Origin of the sequence: Paenibacillus mesophilus, assembly GCF_005938385.1 — a bacterium.
GTDB lineage: Bacteria > Bacillota > Bacilli > Paenibacillales > NBRC-103111 > Paenibacillus_AB > Paenibacillus_AB mesophilus.
The window spans coordinates 39903-57204 of record NZ_VCRA01000005.1 but is presented as its reverse complement, the minus strand read 5'-3'; the positions used below and the strand labels follow the sequence as shown (position 1 = coordinate 57204).

General features: G+C 51.3%; 11 protein-coding genes. 9 read left to right on the top strand and 2 right to left on the bottom strand.

The features are described from left to right. Window positions 1-13 precede the first annotated feature (13 nt). Window positions 14-2935: a TIM-barrel domain-containing protein gene (locus FE783_RS10205; RefSeq protein ID WP_158301711.1), complete on the bottom strand. Its 2922-nt coding sequence runs from the start codon at window positions 2933-2935 to the stop codon at window positions 14-16. Window positions 2936-3411: 476 nt separating this feature from the next. On the opposite strand from FE783_RS10205, the gene FE783_RS10200 reads away from it, so the two are divergent. Further along, entirely contained in the window at window positions 3412-4758 is a 1347-nt protein-coding gene (locus FE783_RS10200) for an ABC transporter substrate-binding protein (RefSeq protein WP_138879251.1), read from the top strand. 24 nt (window positions 4759-4782) lie between these two features. Further along, entirely contained in the window at window positions 4783-7974 is a 3192-nt protein-coding gene (locus tag FE783_RS10195; protein ID WP_138879250.1) for a DUF4838 domain-containing protein, read from the top strand. A gap of 111 nt (window positions 7975-8085) precedes the next feature. Here FE783_RS10195 and FE783_RS10190 read toward each other — a convergent pair whose 3' ends face one another. After that, window positions 8086-9000: a DUF1259 domain-containing protein gene (locus FE783_RS10190; RefSeq protein WP_138879249.1), complete on the bottom strand. Its 915-nt coding sequence runs from the start codon at window positions 8998-9000 to the stop codon at window positions 8086-8088. A gap of 659 nt (window positions 9001-9659) precedes the next feature. Here FE783_RS10190 and FE783_RS10185 point away from each other — a divergent pair. The 7 genes from FE783_RS10185 to FE783_RS10160 all read left to right on the top strand — a co-directional run bounded on the left by FE783_RS10185 (window position 9660) and on the right by FE783_RS10160 (window position 17073). Further along, the gene (locus FE783_RS10185; RefSeq protein WP_138879248.1) at window positions 9660-10325 is read left to right on the top strand and encodes a hypothetical protein; all 666 of its coding nucleotides are present in this window, start codon (window positions 9660-9662) and stop codon (window positions 10323-10325) included. 845 nt (window positions 10326-11170) lie between these two features. Further along, window positions 11171-11995 carry a VanW family protein gene (locus tag FE783_RS10180; protein WP_238402977.1) on the top strand — a complete coding sequence of 275 codons (825 nt, stop codon included), beginning with the start codon at window positions 11171-11173 and terminating at the stop codon, window positions 11993-11995. A 189-nt stretch (window positions 11996-12184) separates the two neighbouring features. Continuing rightward, window positions 12185-12649: a DUF3995 domain-containing protein gene (locus FE783_RS10175; RefSeq protein WP_138879246.1), complete on the top strand. Its 465-nt coding sequence runs from the start codon at window positions 12185-12187 to the stop codon at window positions 12647-12649. A gap of 312 nt (window positions 12650-12961) precedes the next feature. Then, window positions 12962-13135: a hypothetical protein gene (locus FE783_RS37455; protein WP_158301710.1), complete on the top strand. Its 174-nt coding sequence runs from the start codon at window positions 12962-12964 to the stop codon at window positions 13133-13135. A 161-nt stretch (window positions 13136-13296) separates the two neighbouring features. Continuing rightward, window positions 13297-15759, top strand: a complete 2463-nt coding sequence (locus FE783_RS10170; protein ID WP_138879245.1) for an extracellular solute-binding protein — start codon at window positions 13297-13299, stop codon at window positions 15757-15759. A gap of 37 nt (window positions 15760-15796) precedes the next feature. Further along, the gene (locus FE783_RS10165; RefSeq protein ID WP_138879244.1) at window positions 15797-16195 is read left to right on the top strand and encodes a hypothetical protein; all 399 of its coding nucleotides are present in this window, start codon (window positions 15797-15799) and stop codon (window positions 16193-16195) included. Window positions 16196-16671: 476 nt separating this feature from the next. Then, window positions 16672-17073, top strand: coding sequence for a ribonuclease FAU-1 family protein (locus FE783_RS10160; RefSeq protein ID WP_158301709.1), 402 nt, complete (start codon window positions 16672-16674; stop codon window positions 17071-17073). Window positions 17074-17302 lie beyond the last annotated feature (229 nt).

Genomic DNA, 17302 nt, shown 5'->3' with positions numbered 1-17302 from the left:
CGGCTATTCGATTTCATGACCTCATTTCCCCTGGGGTGACGCCCCAATATTTGCGAAAAACACGATTGAAGTAGCTGGCGTCCTTGAAGCCGGTCCGCTCCGCGGCGGTGGCGATGGTCGAACCGGCCAGCAGAAGCTCCTTGGCGAGCCCCATCTTTTTTTCCAGCACGTAGTCGGAGTAAGAGAGGCCGATTTCCTGCTTGAATCTGCGGCTCAAGTAGGAGGAATTGAGATGTAGCCGGTTGGCGATCGCATGCAGCGACAGCTCGCAGTCGATCTCGCTCATGATTATATCCGTCGTCTGACGGACGATGCCATATGTTTCGCCTTGCCGCTTGCCGTATTCGATGATGTGCGCCGCGATTTGCGCGAGCGAGTTGTAGGCATCCTGAACACTGTCGGTCGGTTGAAAGCGGGAACGGAGCAGAGGGTCGCCTCCGACGATCTCGTGAAGCGACCATCCTTTCCGTTCGGCCATCCTGACGAACAGGCCGTTCATGACTAGCCAATACTCGCGCACGTCTTCGACCGAGCCAGCCTCGGTCGTCCGAACGGACCACCAGCGCTCGAGCGCGGACAATGCCTTGGCCGTATTCCCCGTCTCCAGCCCGACCTCGATGTCTTTCTCCAGTTTGCCCGTCGTGCGCCGGCCGACGTTTGGTCTGGACTTTGATCGCTGCCGTTCGGACATTCGCCGAACTTCGCGGCCGCCTGTGAGGGCATTTTCGAGTCGGATCGAAGTCGGCCGGTCGACGACGTCGGGGACGAGCAGTCGAAGGGTGCCGGTTTTTCTGTGGTACGACCAGGAAGCCGGGGGCGGTTCCTTGCGAGAGCCGTTCGTCTCGCGCCATGCTTGGCCGTCCACCTTGACAGCCGCCGGCTTGTCGAGCACATGAACGACGACGTCCCACGTCCGTCTCTCCGGCATGTCGGGATAACGGCCAACTCGGGGCCCGATCTCGACGCCGAAGACGCGCCGGTCGTCCCGGCAGGCGATGCTTGTCACAGCTAATTCCCCTCGCAAGTAGCCGAATGAAAATCCGTCGTCCTCATACAGCGTAAATTCGCCAGCGCCGCCTGGGTACAGATGCAGCTCCAGCCGGTCTGCCGGCCGCTGCCCTGAGTATTCCATGTCCGGCCACATCGGCACGATCGCGCCGGCTCGGACGAAGAGCGGACCGGCGGCATGCTTAGGGACGCAGTACGAGATATCGGCCGGGCCGGTGAACTTCTCCCCGGTCCAATAGTCGTACCATTCCCCGGCTGGCAAATATACCTGATCGGTGAACACCGCGACCAGGAAGGCTTCCCCGAACATGTATTGGTTTTGCTGCGCGACGGCGTGCGGATCGTCGGGAAAGACTAGCGGCATCGCCCTGGCGATCGGCAGTCCGGTGCGTGCGGCTACGTGGGCTGCGGAATAAATGTACGGCAGCAGCCGGTAGCGGAGCCTGGCGTACGTCTTGAACAGGTGCAGCAGCTCCGGGTCTAGCAGAAGGGGGTGCCGCCAATACGCCCAGCTGTTCACCTTCGACCAAGGCTGGAAAAAGCCGAAGTGGATCCCGGCGGCAATGTGCAGCTCCATGTCGACGGCCATGTGGGCGATGCCGGAGAGTCCGAGACTGAGCACGGACAAGTGGGCACGCGACCTCCCGCCCGACCAGACGGCGGCATATTTCTGAATGCCGGTATATCCGATAGGCGTATAGATCATCGGCCGCCGTCCGGTCTGAGAAGCGAAGCCTTCCCGGATGGAGCGGCCGACCACGGTCGAATGCGGTAAGCTTTCCGCGTCGTCGGAACTGTCGTCCGCAGGAACGGGAATTTTCGCCATCTCCCGAACCGGTATTTTGGTGCACAGGTTGAATCCAAGCACGCCTTGTTCGACAAACGGCTTCAAATAATCGTACCAATTCTCCGGCAAAATAGGTTGCTGACCCGCTTCGTCATCGTCACGCAAATATAGTCCAAGGGTCAGCTTGAACCCGGCTGTGCGCAAGGCGCCCATGAACGTATGGGCGCCTTGCGGCAGCCACTGCGGAAGGTAGAACCGGTCCGGATGCCAATCGACGGGCCCGTCGTAATCGAACTGCCGATCCATCCAGGTCGGCTCCAGACCGATCATGTCGCACGGAATGCCTTCCCCCCGAAAGTTCAACGCGTCCTCAAGCATGTCCCGCGCCGTCGCCTGTTGGTTGCAATTGTAAGCAAGTCCGTAAGCCCAGACGGGGAGCAGCGCCGCTGGGCCGGTCAGCTCCGCGTACTTCTGCAGCAGTCCGGCAAGACCGTCGCCTGTGAACAGGTAAAACGCCAGCTCCCCGCGCCTTCCGTGAATCCGCACAACATCCGGCGAGGAGCAGCCGACATCGAATTCGTGCCGGCTGTCGGTGTCCATCAGCAGACCCCATCGTTCGCTCGATAGGAGCAGCGGAATGGGGGCGTGCACCTCCTTGCCGCTGCGAAAGCAAATCGCGATTTTGCAGCCCCGTTTCATCAGCGGGGTATCATGCTGGTCGCCCAACCCGTATATGCGTTCTTCCGCAGCAAGCGCAAACTGCGTCTCGAAGCCGTCATCGGAGACGCTGGCAGCAGCGTCGAGGCTGGCCGGCGTCCCGTAGCCTGCGCGAGGCGGACGGTTTTGCCGGGTAAGCAGCGTTCCGGCTTCGCCGTACAGCGATAGTTCTCCGGAACGGCGGTCCACTCGGAGAGCCGCAGAGTCCGTACTCACGTCCATTTCTTCCTCGCGCATTTTCGTTTCCCAGCAAACCGATGCAGGATAGGGGGCAACAACTCCAAGACGGACAAGTGGAGAGGGTTCTTCGAAACAACCCGTCCGATTCATCCGAACGTGAAACGTATGTGGCGATATCGGTTCGATGCGCACGTGCAAACCGGTCGAGGTTAGTACGACCACGGACGCGCGGGAGTTTCTCACAGAAATGCCTCCTCTGAAGTGCCGGAAGAAGACGGAAGCCGATCCAGCCTGAAATTTCCTAATCATTTTAGCACATTTTTGCGCTGCTGCGGCGAAGAAGGTGCTTGGCCGCGGATGATTCCGACCGTCCCCGGACTGTTGCCGATTCGACCGCTTTCCTTGCAGCCTTTGCCCATAGTGTTTGACGTCTTGTGATGGCTAACGAATACCGGACAATATGAACTTCATGACCTGGTTTGTATTTTAATGACTTTTGGTCCGAAACGGTAATTTTATGACCTCCATTGGTCTATTCAGTCAAGCGGGCGACGCTGCGTCCACAAGTAACGGAAATGCAATCTGAAGTCATGAGGATTTCTTGTTGGCGAAAAATGCGGCCCGCTATAATTGAAGCTGTGGGCAGGTGAAAACGTTGTCATTTTCGTTGCAAATCCGCCTGTTTCCGCAAATAAGCAGTTGAGAGGGGCAAGTCGAAGATGAGCGGGACTAGAAGAAGATGGCTTGGCGCGACGGCGATGTCGGCATTGCTGCTGTTGGCCGCTTGCGGCAAAGAAGGAGGCGATGGGGGAGCAGCCGGAGAGCCGGTCCGGTCCGGCGATGCCGGAAAAACGGTGGAAGCGGTCGATCCGAACAAAGAGGTGGTGCTGACCGTGTACTCGTTGCTGGGCGGCAATTACGAAGGATTCATGAGCTCGGAGGGACAGTACATCCAGAAGAAGTATCCGAATTTCAAGTTCAACTTCATGCTGCCGGGGACGGGGACCACTTTACGGGATGTCGTCACGGCGAAAACGCCGATCGACATTATCATTTCGTCTCCCGACCTGCAACCGGTCATCGACGTAGGGCTGGATTCGGATATTTCCGATCTGGTCAAGAAGCACAACTACGATCTCAACCGGTTTATCCCGGTCACGATCAACATGATGAAGCAGTTGACCGGCGGCAAGGTGCTCGGGCTTCCCGGCCGAGTGAGCTCGTATACGCTGTACTACAACAAGGACTTGTTCGACAAGTTCGGCGTGCCTTATTTGAACGACAAGATGACGTGGGAAGATATTTTGGAAACGGCGAAAAAGCTTACCCGGGCTGACGGCGGCGTGCAATATTACGGCTTCGCCGCAGATATTATCGCGCTGCTCGACATGAACGAGCGGGCGCCCCAGTACGTGGATGCAAAAAACTTGAAGGCCACTTTGAACAGCGAGTACTGGAAACGAAAATTCGACCGGACCGTGCCGCTTTTCACCATGCTCCCGGACATTTCCGACCCGGCGTTGCTAACGAGCCTGACCAAGTCGAGAGATTTATTCTTGAAGGAAAAGCGGGCAGCGATCTTGCTCGGCATCAACGATGCCGGCGTTCGGGCGGCCAGCGAGAAATGGGATCTGAACTGGGAAATCTCGCCGTTTCCCGTCTTCAAAAACGCGCCGAAGGAAGGGCCGCAGCCCAGCACGCGCTATTATTTGATCGCCGCAGGCAGCAAGCACCGGGAAGAAGCGTTTGCGGCGATCACCCAACTGGTCTCCGACGACATCCAGCGGGAGCTGGTAAAAGGCGGATTCACGCCGCCGCTGCAAAACGCCGGCTATATGGATTTGTTGGGCAGCGGCATTCCGGAGCTGAGAGGAAAGCATGCCAAGGCGCTCGTTCCACCCAACTACGGCGAAATGAATGTGAAGGACAAGTACTACATCGCGGCAAGGGCTGAGCTGATCAATGCGTTCAACGATGTCGTCGGCGGCCGGAAGGATACGAATACGGCGCTCCGGGAAGCGGAGGAGCGGGCGGACAAAAAGATCGGGGAATTGAAAAACCAATAACCGGCAAAGGAGAGGGGAATCCTCATGAATGTCGGCAACCGGAATACCCGTCGAATGTGGGCAAAGCTGCTTATATGGACTGTATTGGCAACGAGCTTGCCGTTCGGCAATATCGCGGCAAGCGATACCGTGTACGAGAGCAGTCGCCCGACGGAAGGCGAGTCCTCCTACGTCGCAGTAAAGGACGGGCGGATGAATCGAGACGGAATGATTTCGAATTTGGGGGAGAGAAAGATGACGAATGGCGGCGGCGCACAGCCGCATCCGCCGGCGCTTGACCGGAGAGCTGCGGCCTCCCCGCCGGCGAACCAAGGAGTATCCGCGCTGGACATCGTACGAGGTGGACAGGCGAATGCAGTCGTTGTGGTCGACGATACGGTTTACCCTGAGGAACCGGCCGCCGGGCCGGAACCGGACGTTATTCCCGGGTGGACGCAAGCATACGGGAAAGGAAAGATTGCCGTTACCGATGCAGTCAGCCATACGGGCAATAACAGCCTGCACTTCAACGATGACGACAGCTCTACCTACGGGGTGCTAAGCGATCTTGTCGAGATTAGAGCGGGCGAAACCTACACCGTCTCTGCGATGGTGTATCGCGCGTCAGGTGACGATCCGCAAATCTTTATCCGGTTTTATGATCAAAACAAGGTTCGCATCGGCAGCCAACCCTGGCTCCGAGTGCCGGGTACCGGCGCCTTCTGGACCGAAGCGTCCGTTACGGGGACAGCGCCTGCACAGGCCGCTTATGCCGCTGCGGGACTTTATACCGGCATCCCGCAGGCAAGCGTTTATTTCGACGATATCAAGATGCGCTCGGTCTCTGGGAACGACGTGCCTCTGGCCAATCCGGGCTTCGAACCGCAAACTCCGGTCAGGAGGGGGCCTGCTGAAACATTGGTCGACTACGTACGGAAATCGACGGGAGCGCTTTTGCCGATCATGACGGAGCCGGAATACACAGCTGGCGGGGGCGGCGTGCCGGAACAAGTCATCATTCGCATCGGCACGACGGAAAGTGTTTACGGAAACGCGCCGGCGCTCGATGCGCTGCTCTCCACCTTGGACGGGGACGGGTTCGTCATCTACCCGCAAGGCCAAACGATTACGATCGCCGGTCCCACCGTCTGGGGGACGACGAACGGCGTATACGGCTTTCTGGAACGGTATGCCGATATTCGCTGGCTGATGCCGGGACCTGACGGCGAGGATGTGCCGCAGTGGAGCGACTTGTCGGCGGGAAAGGGAATCGTGCGGGAACAACCGGCCTTCGGATTCCGGGTGTTTAGTCCGCTGCACGGGAAGCCGGACAACGGTGCGGATGCGAACCAGGAGCTGAACAAATGGGCTCAGCGAAACCGGCTGCAAGGGTTCTACAACGCTCCGGTCAGCTTTCATCACAATATGTACAACCTGTTTTCGGTGTCCAAGTTCGGGGCGACGCACCCGGAGTTTTATCCGAAAGGGAAGCCGCCTTCCGCGAATTCGATCTCCGGATGGCAGCCGTGTTTCTCGAATCCGGATACGGTGGACGCGGCCGTTGAAGAAATTTCGGCTTATTTTCGGGACAACCCGGACGCGCAGTCGTATTCGCTCGGCATCAATGACGGAAACGGGTACTGCGAAAGCAATCCGATTCCGGTATACTACGATTGGGTCAATCGGGTTGTGGCGCGCGTATTGGCCGTTTACCCCGACAAATGGTTCGGTCTTCTCGCCTATCAGTCGGTGATCCGGCCGCCGTCGTTTCCGCTGAACCCGCGTGTCATTCCTTTCCTTACAAAGGACCGGATGGCTTGGGCCGACCCGGAAGCCGAGACTCTGGGCTACGCGGATGAAGAAAGCTGGCTGCAAGTGGCCGGCCAAATCGGCTACTACGATTACATTTACGGCAGTCCGTATCTTGTACCCCGCATATATCCGCACCAAATGGCGGAAACACTCCGTCATGCGCGTGAACGGGGGATCGGATCGTACTACGCCGAATTGTACCCGAATTGGGGCGAGGGGCCGAAAGCATGGGTGGCGTCCAAGCTGCTCTGGAATCCCGAAAAAGACGTAGACGCGCTGCTGCAAGAATGGTATACAAGGGCGGTCGGCGTGACGGCAGCGACGTATCTGAAGCAATACTATGATCATTGGGAACTTTATTGGACGGAACGAGCCATTCTCGAGCCATGGTTTTTGCCCGGCACGATTTATCAAAACTTCGCCGACCCTGCTTATTTGAATGCGGTAACCGAGGAAGACATATCGCTTAGCCGCGAATTGCTAGTAGCGGTTGTCGCCGCAGCGGAAACAGAGCCGCAAAAGGCCAGGGCCAATCTGCTCCTTCGTGCGTTCGAGTATTATGAAGCGTCCGCTCTGAGCTATCCCCGGATCGGAGAGCGGCCGGCCGATAAGGCTTCGGCGCTTGCCCTCCTGGAGCATTCGGTCGATCTGTTCGGGCGGCGGATCGAGATGGCCGGGAAGCGGTTCACGCTGCTGGACGAGTTCAAGTCGAATCCTGCCCTTCTGCAGCTTATGGATGCGAGAAGATTCAACCAACTCATTTGGTCTGGTTGGAACGCGCCGGAGTTTTGGGCGCTTGTCGATTACATGAAGGACCGCGAGGCTGCTGGCGGGCCGGTGCGGCTTCGGGCGTCAGAGCTGGCCGCGAAGCATCCTTCACTCGAGGGGAGACAGTACGCCGCGCTAATGCTTCAGGCATTGTCACGTCCGTCCTCGGTGCAGAATCCGTCCTTCGAGGACGGTGATGAGGCAGCGCCGCCGTGGGAGCTGCTGTCGCGTTCCACGTCGTCCCGCTCCATTCGGCGGGCGCATGGGACGGCCTTTACCGGTACAGTGAGCATGCAGGTGTACGGAAAAGGATGGGGTGGACCAAGCCAGGTGATCGCCGTGGAGCCCGGGCTGGCAAGCATGCGCTTCCGTTACCACATTCCGCAGGCTGGAAACACAGCCGGCAGTATCCAATGGGGCTTCGATCTGCTTGACGACCAAGGAGAATGGATCAACTTCAGCACGGTGCGCTCCCCGGTCACTTCTCTTGCGGACGCGGAATCTCAATGGTTGGAAGCGCGTCTGGATGGAGAAATTCCGCAGACCATCAGCGGAAAGCAGGTCCGGCAAGCGCGATTGATCGTCCTAGTCTCCAGCAACGAGCCGGTCGAAGTTTACGTTGACGACGTCAAATTTTACAGCATGGCCAAACCATAGCATGAACTAAACGGAGACGAGAGCTTAATCAATTTCATTACGAAGCTGCCGCAGAGATGACCGGCAGCTTCGTTGCGTTAGTGGGCTGCCCCGCGGAGCTGACATTTATTTTCATTTTTCTTTTACATGATTCGTTTTTTCCAGTGCCGCTTTCAAACCCCGAGCCAATTTTTCAGGATCGTCATATCCCCAGAAATGCAGGAAGAACAGCCGCGGAGATTCGTCCAACATGTGATTGTGGATTGCCGTAACGATTATACCGTGTTCCGTCAAAGCTTGTACCACAGGGTTTACTTCATTCGCCAAAAGGACGAAGTCTCCCGTAGTCGCCGCCTTCTTTCCGACTGCTTGAAAATTGATTGGTGAAGCTACTCCCATGAACGGAGGAATTACCATATTATTTTCCGTTATGTTTTCCGTGCGCGAAATGTTGAACTGCAGAAGACTTCCGCTACGTTTACCTTTCTGCCCTATAATGTCTTCAACTTTCGACCAATCGAAAGCGGAAGGCTGTGGGGGGCCAGAAGGCGGAGTAAGTGGAGTGCCCGTCTGAGCAAGAGCAGCCTTTGCGTTCTCGGCAAGCTTCGTTGGATCACCGCGTCCTGAAACATGCAAATACATAACGCTTGGCATTTCGTTAATAAGGTGATTATGCAAACCTGTGATGTTAATTCCGCTGCTGCTTAATTTTGAGACAACCGCAGGCACTTCCGTATCAAGTAGAACAAGATCACCCATCATCATCGTTTCGTTTCCAAATGGCTTAAAAGCGAGCCAACCCGTAAGAGCAAGACCCGGTTCGACCATGACCTCGCCGATTTTTACTTTTAAATCGGATCGTGGAAACGTAACTTTGAACATGTTGTCTTGCACCGTACCTTTGCGACCGAAAATATGTTCGAGTATTCTCCAGTCGGGTTGTTTGTCGGTGCCTTGCTCTTCCGCGAAGATGTTATCAACTGGCCTGATCATCGGAAACGCGAAAACGACCGCAATCAGCACAAAATATAGAGCAATTTTTTTCATTTTATATCTTCTTTATAGCTTGGTCAGCCGCAACTGATAACAGCACTCTCTAGGTTATTGTTACAGTATCCGCCGTTATCCAAGATACAGTTTACCCTTGAAATTCCTCATTATGTAACAAGAACACGGATAGACGAGCCAATCGCAAGCTTGTTAGACTGTTTAAATGCAATAATTACATTATAGGATTCACTCAGTTGGTAGAGCGTGTAAGCACAAGTTAAGGGGCTCATCAGTAAGGCCAATCAGTTGTAAAATAATCAGATGACAGGGGATGCGGGCACTACGACAGGGTCGACCATCCCTGCTGAGCACCTATAGAAGGTTGTAGGAAAATCAAACGAAAGACAAAAGGGCTGATCTTGGGCGGAATCCAACCGCGCTAAGGGGGCCCTTCTTTTTCTTAGGAATGAGGCTGTTTTAACCGATACTTTGTCATAAGCAAAAGGAATGAGGACGGTTACTCATTTTAAGGACCTGCTTGTGCTTGGGAACGTCTAAGGTAAACGGGAATGTCACAATCTTCTTATCATTTACTCTGAATATAGTGAGGATTTTATCCGGAGATAGGGCAATCATCTAAGCGCAGCAACGCATGGGACACATACCATAATGAATGGGTACTAGGTGCAAAATCGCATAGGAATACCCGTTCCATTATGGCTAGCATGAAAGGTGTGAAGCATACAGAGATGATCTCGCGAGCTGTTTTTGATGTGAATGTTGTCCCTGATTTTGCAAATCAAGCATTCTTAGTTGCGGGCTGCGGAGGCTCGCCATTGCCTACATTTACGGTACCCGATGGTAATGTTGTCCTGCGGCGAGGGAATGCGGAAGTAAGGGTTTCCTTAACTAACAGTGATTCTTCTGAATGCATTGATAATCGAATTGATGTGGGTGTAGCAACTGCTCGAACGCTAGGCTTGATCAATAAGAGGCGCTACAATGTGCGGTTTGACTCGGTCGATCGAAGCATTTCTTTTTTTAGAAAACCGGTGTCGCGTACTTCGATTGCCACAAGGATTGGAAGCACAGTCGTTGAAATAAATACGAATGGCGACAGGACCATCACTCATATAACGGACAATGAAATACACGTTTCGGCGATCGGCGTAGTGTTACTCGGAATTCTCAAGACTCAGCTGCTATTGAAGCGCGGACTTGTAACGAAAAGGGTTCGGCTTCAAGCAGGTACAGACATTTTTGTGGAACCTTTCATTCAAGTAACTCCCAACACGGCGAAAATGTTAGGCTTGTTTGAAGAGGACACTCCGGTAGCCTTCAACCAAATCAGCTCGGTCCTTCGCATTCATCCTGGTAAATAATAAGGTCTCCAGATAACGGTTTCCAAATCGGAAAACGTTTTTTTAGTTGGAGGGAGCAACAAGGTATGACATGTTCATGTAAGCAGGGTCAGTTACGTCGAAATCCATTCACTCGTCCAACGCATATGAGGATAGCGTGCGCATGTTCAAACAGTGACGTGCTCCGCTGTCAAAGACTTATCACTGGAATAAAGCAACAAATAAACAGACGATTAATGTTATTAAGTACGCTTGTAGGTGCGAAAAGCGCGAGCGGGAGGCTTCGGACCACAGCCCGGTTAAAAAAGGAAGGGATACTTTTGAAAAAAATAAAGGGAAAAACACTTACGTGTCAGCAAGTCATAGCCCGTAAAAGACAAATCATCGAAAGAAAGATTGAAGCCATATCGAAAATTTTAGGTGTAGATCTTGTATTTGTCAGATGTTCTTCTGTAAACGGCAAGTTAAGATGCACGTTTACTTTCCAGCATTCAAATGGAGGAGAGGAAACTGGCTAAGAACCCAATCGCCTCAGTCCGAAATTGCCGACAAATGTAAGGATACGCTATTGAGGAACGATAGCAGAACAAAAACAACTCGACGGCAGCCGGCCAAATGATTGGCTGCCTTTGTTCACTTCACAGACAGGATATTGCAACTAAAAGTGGAATTATATTGTAAAAGCAATTGATGACGTGAAGGCTTTGAAAGGGGACAGACTTGTATCCAAAGAGGTACCGCCAGAGTTTACGGAATACCACGCCGACGAACTAATTCCTGGAGATTAAGCTTGGGGCGCTGCGGCAATGAGGACTTGCAATTGTTAAACAAGCAGGCCGGTTTGGCTAAGGAAAGGTGAGTATATTTTGAGACAAAGACTACTGAGTCGTTTCCCTTTTTTGTACGAAGTGCGTGTTGCCCAACTAGTTTTAAAGCGGCATCTTCAAAATGCATTTTCCTTCACAAGGTTTGCAAAAGTAAGGACGGAAGAAAAGCTGCCGTATACCTGCAAAAAGCATCAATCCCTACTGCGTAGAAAATTGGGCTCCACCGATCCCATTCTTCAGGAGAATAAGATTACGAATTTACGGATAAGCATTCGTCAAGTAGACGGGATCATCATTCGTCCAGGTGAGACCTTCTCTTTTTGGAAAATGGTCGGAAAAACGACTGCGGATAAAGGGTATATCGAAGGCCTTCTCCTAGCTCAAGGCGACGTCAAAACCGGTGTCGGAGGCGGCATATGCCAGCTGGCAAATCTCTTGTTTTGGCTCGCTCTTCATACACCTCTTACCATACGGGAAAGGCACCACCATAGCTTCGACCCTTTCCCAGACGATCAGCGCGCATTGCCGTTTGGCAGTGGGGCGAGCGTTTTTTACAATTATATCGATCTCCGGTTTCACAACCAGACCGATCAAGCGATCCAGTTCAAGGTTTGGCTGACTGACGAGCATCTCAAAGGATCCGTACATCTCGAAGAAGAATGGCCCTATTCCTATCATGTATTTGAAAAAAATCATGCCTTTCTGAAAACGGGAGGGAAAAACTATCGGCAAAATGAGATTTGGAGAAGCGTCATTGACAAAAAGACAGGGAATGAAATCAAACAGGAACCACTGATATACAACTATTCCGAGGTCAGGTATGAGCTTCCAGAAGACATATCTAAGGAAGGAACTGCTTTGTAGCAATTTGTATGAGTATATTGTTGATACGACAAATGGATTAACTATGGCCTCGCATGAACGGGAGTATTGTAGCGGCTTCATTCATGATAACATAATTTACAACATTGTTGATGATGAATGGTCCGAAGCAAGGAAAAACACGACTTCGCAGTACGAAAGTCAGGAGCATCCACGAAAGGCGGTGCCGACATGCCCGTTCGACGAAAACGATGGCCGATTACTTGCGGGGTCGTCTGGTCTTTGCTGTTCGCTTGTATGAGCTTTTATTGGGCGGGTGGCGGCACGCTCGGGGTTGACACGCTCGGACCGGAAATTTCGAGGCGAGCCGTCTTGCGCGACGAAGGCTTTATTATCGTAGTATGGTTGACGGGGGCGGTAAAGGTTGCTGGGGCCCTCATATTGCTCGCTCTGACGATCCGCTGGAACAGCAGGCTTGTCCGAACAGCGTTCCGCTTCGCAGCCACGATGGGTGGAATATTTCTTTTCCTCTATGGGCTAGTTAACTTCGTGGTGGTGCTGCTCGCGATGGTCCGAGTGCTAGGTTTGCCGATCGACCCTTATTCCGCATGGTGGCGCCTCTTCTTCTGGGAACCGTTCTGGATGGTGGGCGGGCTGTTTTATTTCGTTGCCGGCCGGATGGCGAGAGCAGGATGAAGCTGTCAAAGTCCGGCCGGAGTTGGGCGTAGGTCTTGAAAGGCGTCCCGTCATAACGCTAACGGGAGCGATAGCTCAAGAAAGACATATGTAGGCAGCCGAATTTTTACGATCGGCTGCCTTTCTTAACTTAAGGGTAGATTAGTTCCAAAAGTATTAATAATTTGGCGCTGATACGTAGTTTCGAGTAATTGATGGAATTTGCTAAATAACTACGCTTCACGACGTCTGCTATATAGATTTACCACATATTGATTATAATTCTTATATATTGATATATCGAATGAGGGCAGAAGTGGAGGAACGAAGTACATGTTCTTTTCTAAAAAGAAAGTTAAAGAGATTGTAAAACCACAAATAACAGTTCTCGATCAAAAAGTAGAAGCCATAATCCGTTATACACATATTTACTCCGGGTTTTATTATGGAACAATTAGTAAGCAGTTTCCAGCTTTTAAGGAAGTGGCCGACGAAGGTAATGAATAGAACAGGAGCAGGCACCGCGGCGAGCTGTTCCTGTTCGTTGCATTCGTAATTCAAATTTAAAATAAGCCCCCGTTTCGTCCAGTGTAGAGAAAAATTTTAATTAAACTTGTGTTTTTTTTCCATCCTGATCTGTCTAACATAACTGGGAGGTGCACCGATCCGTGAATTGGCACGATAATGAGCTGCTAATGGAGCATTACGATCGCATCAAGCGGTATATCGCCTACAAAGCCGGAATCGATCAAGCGGAGGATTTGACGCAACAGGTGTTTCTCAAGGCCAATCAGTCGCTGAACTCGTTTCAGAACAAGTCGAGTTTGTACACTTGGCTGTATTCCATTGCCTCCAACATCATGATGAACGAAGCAAGTAGAGCGTATCACACCAAAGAGCTGCCGGTAGGTCATGAGACTAACTTTTCGCGGTTTATAACGTCCGACTTCACGAAGGAGGTGGATTTCAAAATTGATCTCGGTACTTCCTTCAATAAACTGGATCAGCTCGACCGGGAAATACTCACCTTGCGTTATATTGCCGATTACTCCTTCCGCGACATCGCCAAGCTGTTGAAATTGAATGAAAGCGCGATCAAAAACAGGATGTACCGCTGCCTCGGAAAAATGAGAAATGACTTGGAAAGCTGGCACATCGCAGCGCCCTTCAACCCCAAGCAGTATATTAATATGGTCAATATGCTGGAAACAAGGCAAAGCGGTCCGGAATTCCAGAGGGTGACCGACGATTTCACGGCTATTTTACGCAAAAATTTCCAGCGTATTACATCAGCTTTGAATTTCACCCCGCACACAAAAATAGCGTATGAGATTTATCCCGATCGAGAGTCGATGCTTCCTATGCTTCCCGAAGGGCATCCCTCTAAAAAAACCAGCACCGGAAACTTCGGTAAGTTGAACGTTGTGAAGATCATTTCACCTTTAAATCCGGGAGTTGATTATCACGATATCGTCCGGCAATCTTTGTCTCTGTATAGTATGGCGTTAACCAAGCAATTGAGTCCGCAAATACCGTTTTTTCTCGTATATGGGATAGGAGGGTATGTCGGGCAAGAATGGCCCCGCGAACAAGTACGAAGTCGGATAATTACCAGGTACCGACAACGTGAACTGCCTTCGATTACCTACTTGCGGGTAGCGGACTGGCTTAAGTTTTTAGAGATTGGAGGCATCGATTTATGCTACACCCTGATTGATTATATCGTAACCCGATATAGCTGGGACGCCCTCCACCGCCTGCTTCGAGATGTGGGCAACCTCGAATCCATCTTTGAGCGCACACTTAGCCAGTTTGAGGCCGAGTGGAAGCGGTTCTTGATGGAACAGTATATGGATGATGATGCGTGTGATTCGTCAGGAGCCGTAATAACCTCGAAACAGCCAAGTTCGAAAGAACGGTCTTTGACGATTCTTATACCCAACAATGACGACGGCTCACTCAGGTACAGAATATCCACGTTCGTCGAATGTGCAGAAAATTTCAAATCCGCCAATCCTGGAATCGAGGTTAATATTGCCACAATGCCAATACCCGATTTCCAGGGGGCCAAATTTCGGGAACGAATAAGCGGCGCCAAAGCTGTAGACCTCGTCTTTTGGCCTTACGATTCCTTTTTCAGCAGACAGGGTCTGTTTGCCGATCTGCTTCACTTTTACAAGGAAGATGGAACAATTCCCGACGACTTATACAAACCGCTAACCGATATGGTGACAGAGAACGGACAATTAACAGGGATCCCGATGTCTCCTCAACCGCTGGCCGTATTCTACAACAGAGATTGGTTCAACAGGGCAAATCTGTCCGAGCCGACGGAGGATTGGACATGGGAACAATTTTTCGCCATGTCGGCCCATTTGAAAGAGACCAACACGGCCCGGGGGAAGGAGATTTACGGCAGTGCAATTCCGATCATCCCAGGGTTATTTGAATCCCTTGCACAAAGCAACGGCGGGAGCATGCTATCACCTGACAATAGCCACTTTACCGGATACTTGGATAGCCGGCCTGTCATCGAAGTGTTCGCCTTGTTGCTGAAGAACGGCCAAGATGTCGTCAAAAAGGTGCACAATGGGACAGATGCAATTATTAGAGAAATTTCCTCCGGCCATGTGGGAATGGGCGTCGGAGTAATCGGAAACTATTTGTTTCTTGCCCGTAACCCGGAGTTGAAAGAAAGGGTCGGAGTCGCTCCGCTGCCCCGCCTGGCGAGCGGAGTTCGGGCCAATACGGTCTGGATCGAGGCTGCTCTGTCCATCGTCGCCGCTTCCAAGCAGCAGCAACTGGCCTGGAAGTTCATCAAGGATATTGTCCTTAACCCGGAAAGCGAATTCCAGGTTGATTGGTCGAAACAGGGAATGCCTGCCTCCCGGTCGTCCATACACAAGCTAAAGCTGAACGACGAGCCGGGATGGAAAGTATTCGTAGACGAATTGAATCATGCCGTCAAGCCGCTCGTTTACCGCAACCCCAAAATCAAAAAGATCGCTGCGGCAAAAAATATGTTGAATCGTCTTGTTTCTCTCCGTTCGGAAGTGGAAGTGCAAATGGAACTGTCACGATTAGCTTCCGAGCTTGATGAATGGTTGGATGAGACAAATAAGCACGCATGAAGTGCAGGGCATTATTGTTTATAGGGGGAAATGACGAGTGAAAAAAATGAATTTGGCTGTATGGGGGCCAGTGTTGCTTCTGCTCGGTCTTTGTTTAACCGTGGCCGCGACTGGCGAATCGGGACTTGCCGGCGCCGCTCTTGCATTTACTTCAACCCTTACCGTAACCGCATCGTTACTGCTGAACCTGTTAGGAGTCAATCGGAACAGGAACAACCGTGTAATGATGTTTGTTCTTGGCTTTTTTTTCTCTATAATCAATATGTTTGTTTACATGTACTCCTTGATCGCCGGGATAGCCAAAGTAAGTTTTTTCAGTAACGGATGGGCGCAGCTTCTATTTATACTTGCATTAATCATACCTACCATTATTGCTTTCATAATTGCCGTTAAGGCTGGAATGCCGAGCACGAAGGACAAGATAAAGAGATATTGAAGTGAATAATTGGGGGGAGTGGAACGAATGAAGAACGCGGCTGTGATCTATGTGTTATGCGGTGCCCTAGTATCCGGCTGCTCATGGGTGGACGACAATAAGACAGTAAAGGTGGACGAAATAAGAACCAAGAATTAGTGCTTTTGATGCCAGTTCATGCAACGGATTCCGTAAAGTACCGAATTGACACGTTTCAAAAGTATGCAAACCAAATTGAAACGGCAAATCCAAGGATTCACAATCGATTAGTATGAGGCTGCCGAAACGATTCGGTGGCCTCGCTATGCTAACCGGCAGGTTAGTTCAGCGGAGCGATCCTGTATTTAACGAATCTGTCATACAAGTGAATGTCTCGCATGTGGTAAAATTAGGGTAAGTGCAAATATTTTGGAGGGTTAAGATGGACGTAGGTCAGAATATTAAGATTTCTGCACTCCGGTATGACGGAAAGGTTTATAGATGGTGGAATTCGAAAGTTGAAGAAAGCACATCAGATTATATCGCAACTGTCACACTTAGTGGACAATATGGATGAATGCGAAGGTGAAGATTGGGTAACCAAAGGTAGTTCGAGATCATTTTTCTGGAAAAATAAAGGATATAATTTAATTGAAAATTATTCAGAGAGTGGTGAGCCAAGTTCCTTATACGTTAATATTTCTTCGTTTCCATTGATCAACGAAAGCGAAATAGCGTATCACGATTATGAATTAGATGTTTATTGTAAATATGGTGGGGAAGTTAAAGTGTTAGATGAGGATGAATTTCTAAAAGCAACCAATCAGTATAATTATAATTCGGATTTTATCAAGCAATGTCGAGAAAGTGTTAATGAAGCTACTGAGCTTATAAATAATTGGAAATACCGAGGAATATAATTATTTACAAAGTCCCAGCATAACGTTTCGCTACGCTAACGGAGACGATAACACGGCGATGGAACCGATCCATCGCTTGTTTTAGTTGATACGGTATTGCCCAACTACCAGGGTATGTCCAAAAAAGACAACAAGAAACTAGGCGCAGCTCAAGTGATTTTGTTGCTCACTGTTTGACCATTTTTATAACAATGTCTGGATTATCAGCGGCCTTGATTACTTGCCATAA

What these genes read in the sequence shown, in the direction of transcription:
- FE783_RS10175 (WP_138879246.1), top strand. Translation starts at nt 12,185, where the DNA reads ATGCCCGTTCGACGAAAACGATGGCCGATTACTTGCGGGGTCGTCTGG.
- FE783_RS10200 (WP_138879251.1), top strand. Translation starts at nt 3,412, where the DNA reads ATGAGCGGGACTAGAAGAAGATGGCTTGGCGCGACGGCGATGTCGGCA.
- FE783_RS10190 (WP_138879249.1), bottom strand. Translation starts at nt 9,000, where the DNA reads ATGAAAAAAATTGCTCTATATTTTGTGCTGATTGCGGTCGTTTTCGCG.
- FE783_RS10195 (WP_138879250.1), top strand. Translation starts at nt 4,783, where the DNA reads ATGAATGTCGGCAACCGGAATACCCGTCGAATGTGGGCAAAGCTGCTT.
- FE783_RS37455 (WP_158301710.1), top strand. Translation starts at nt 12,962, where the DNA reads ATGTTCTTTTCTAAAAAGAAAGTTAAAGAGATTGTAAAACCACAAATA.
- FE783_RS10185 (WP_138879248.1), top strand. Translation starts at nt 9,660, where the DNA reads ATGGCTAGCATGAAAGGTGTGAAGCATACAGAGATGATCTCGCGAGCT.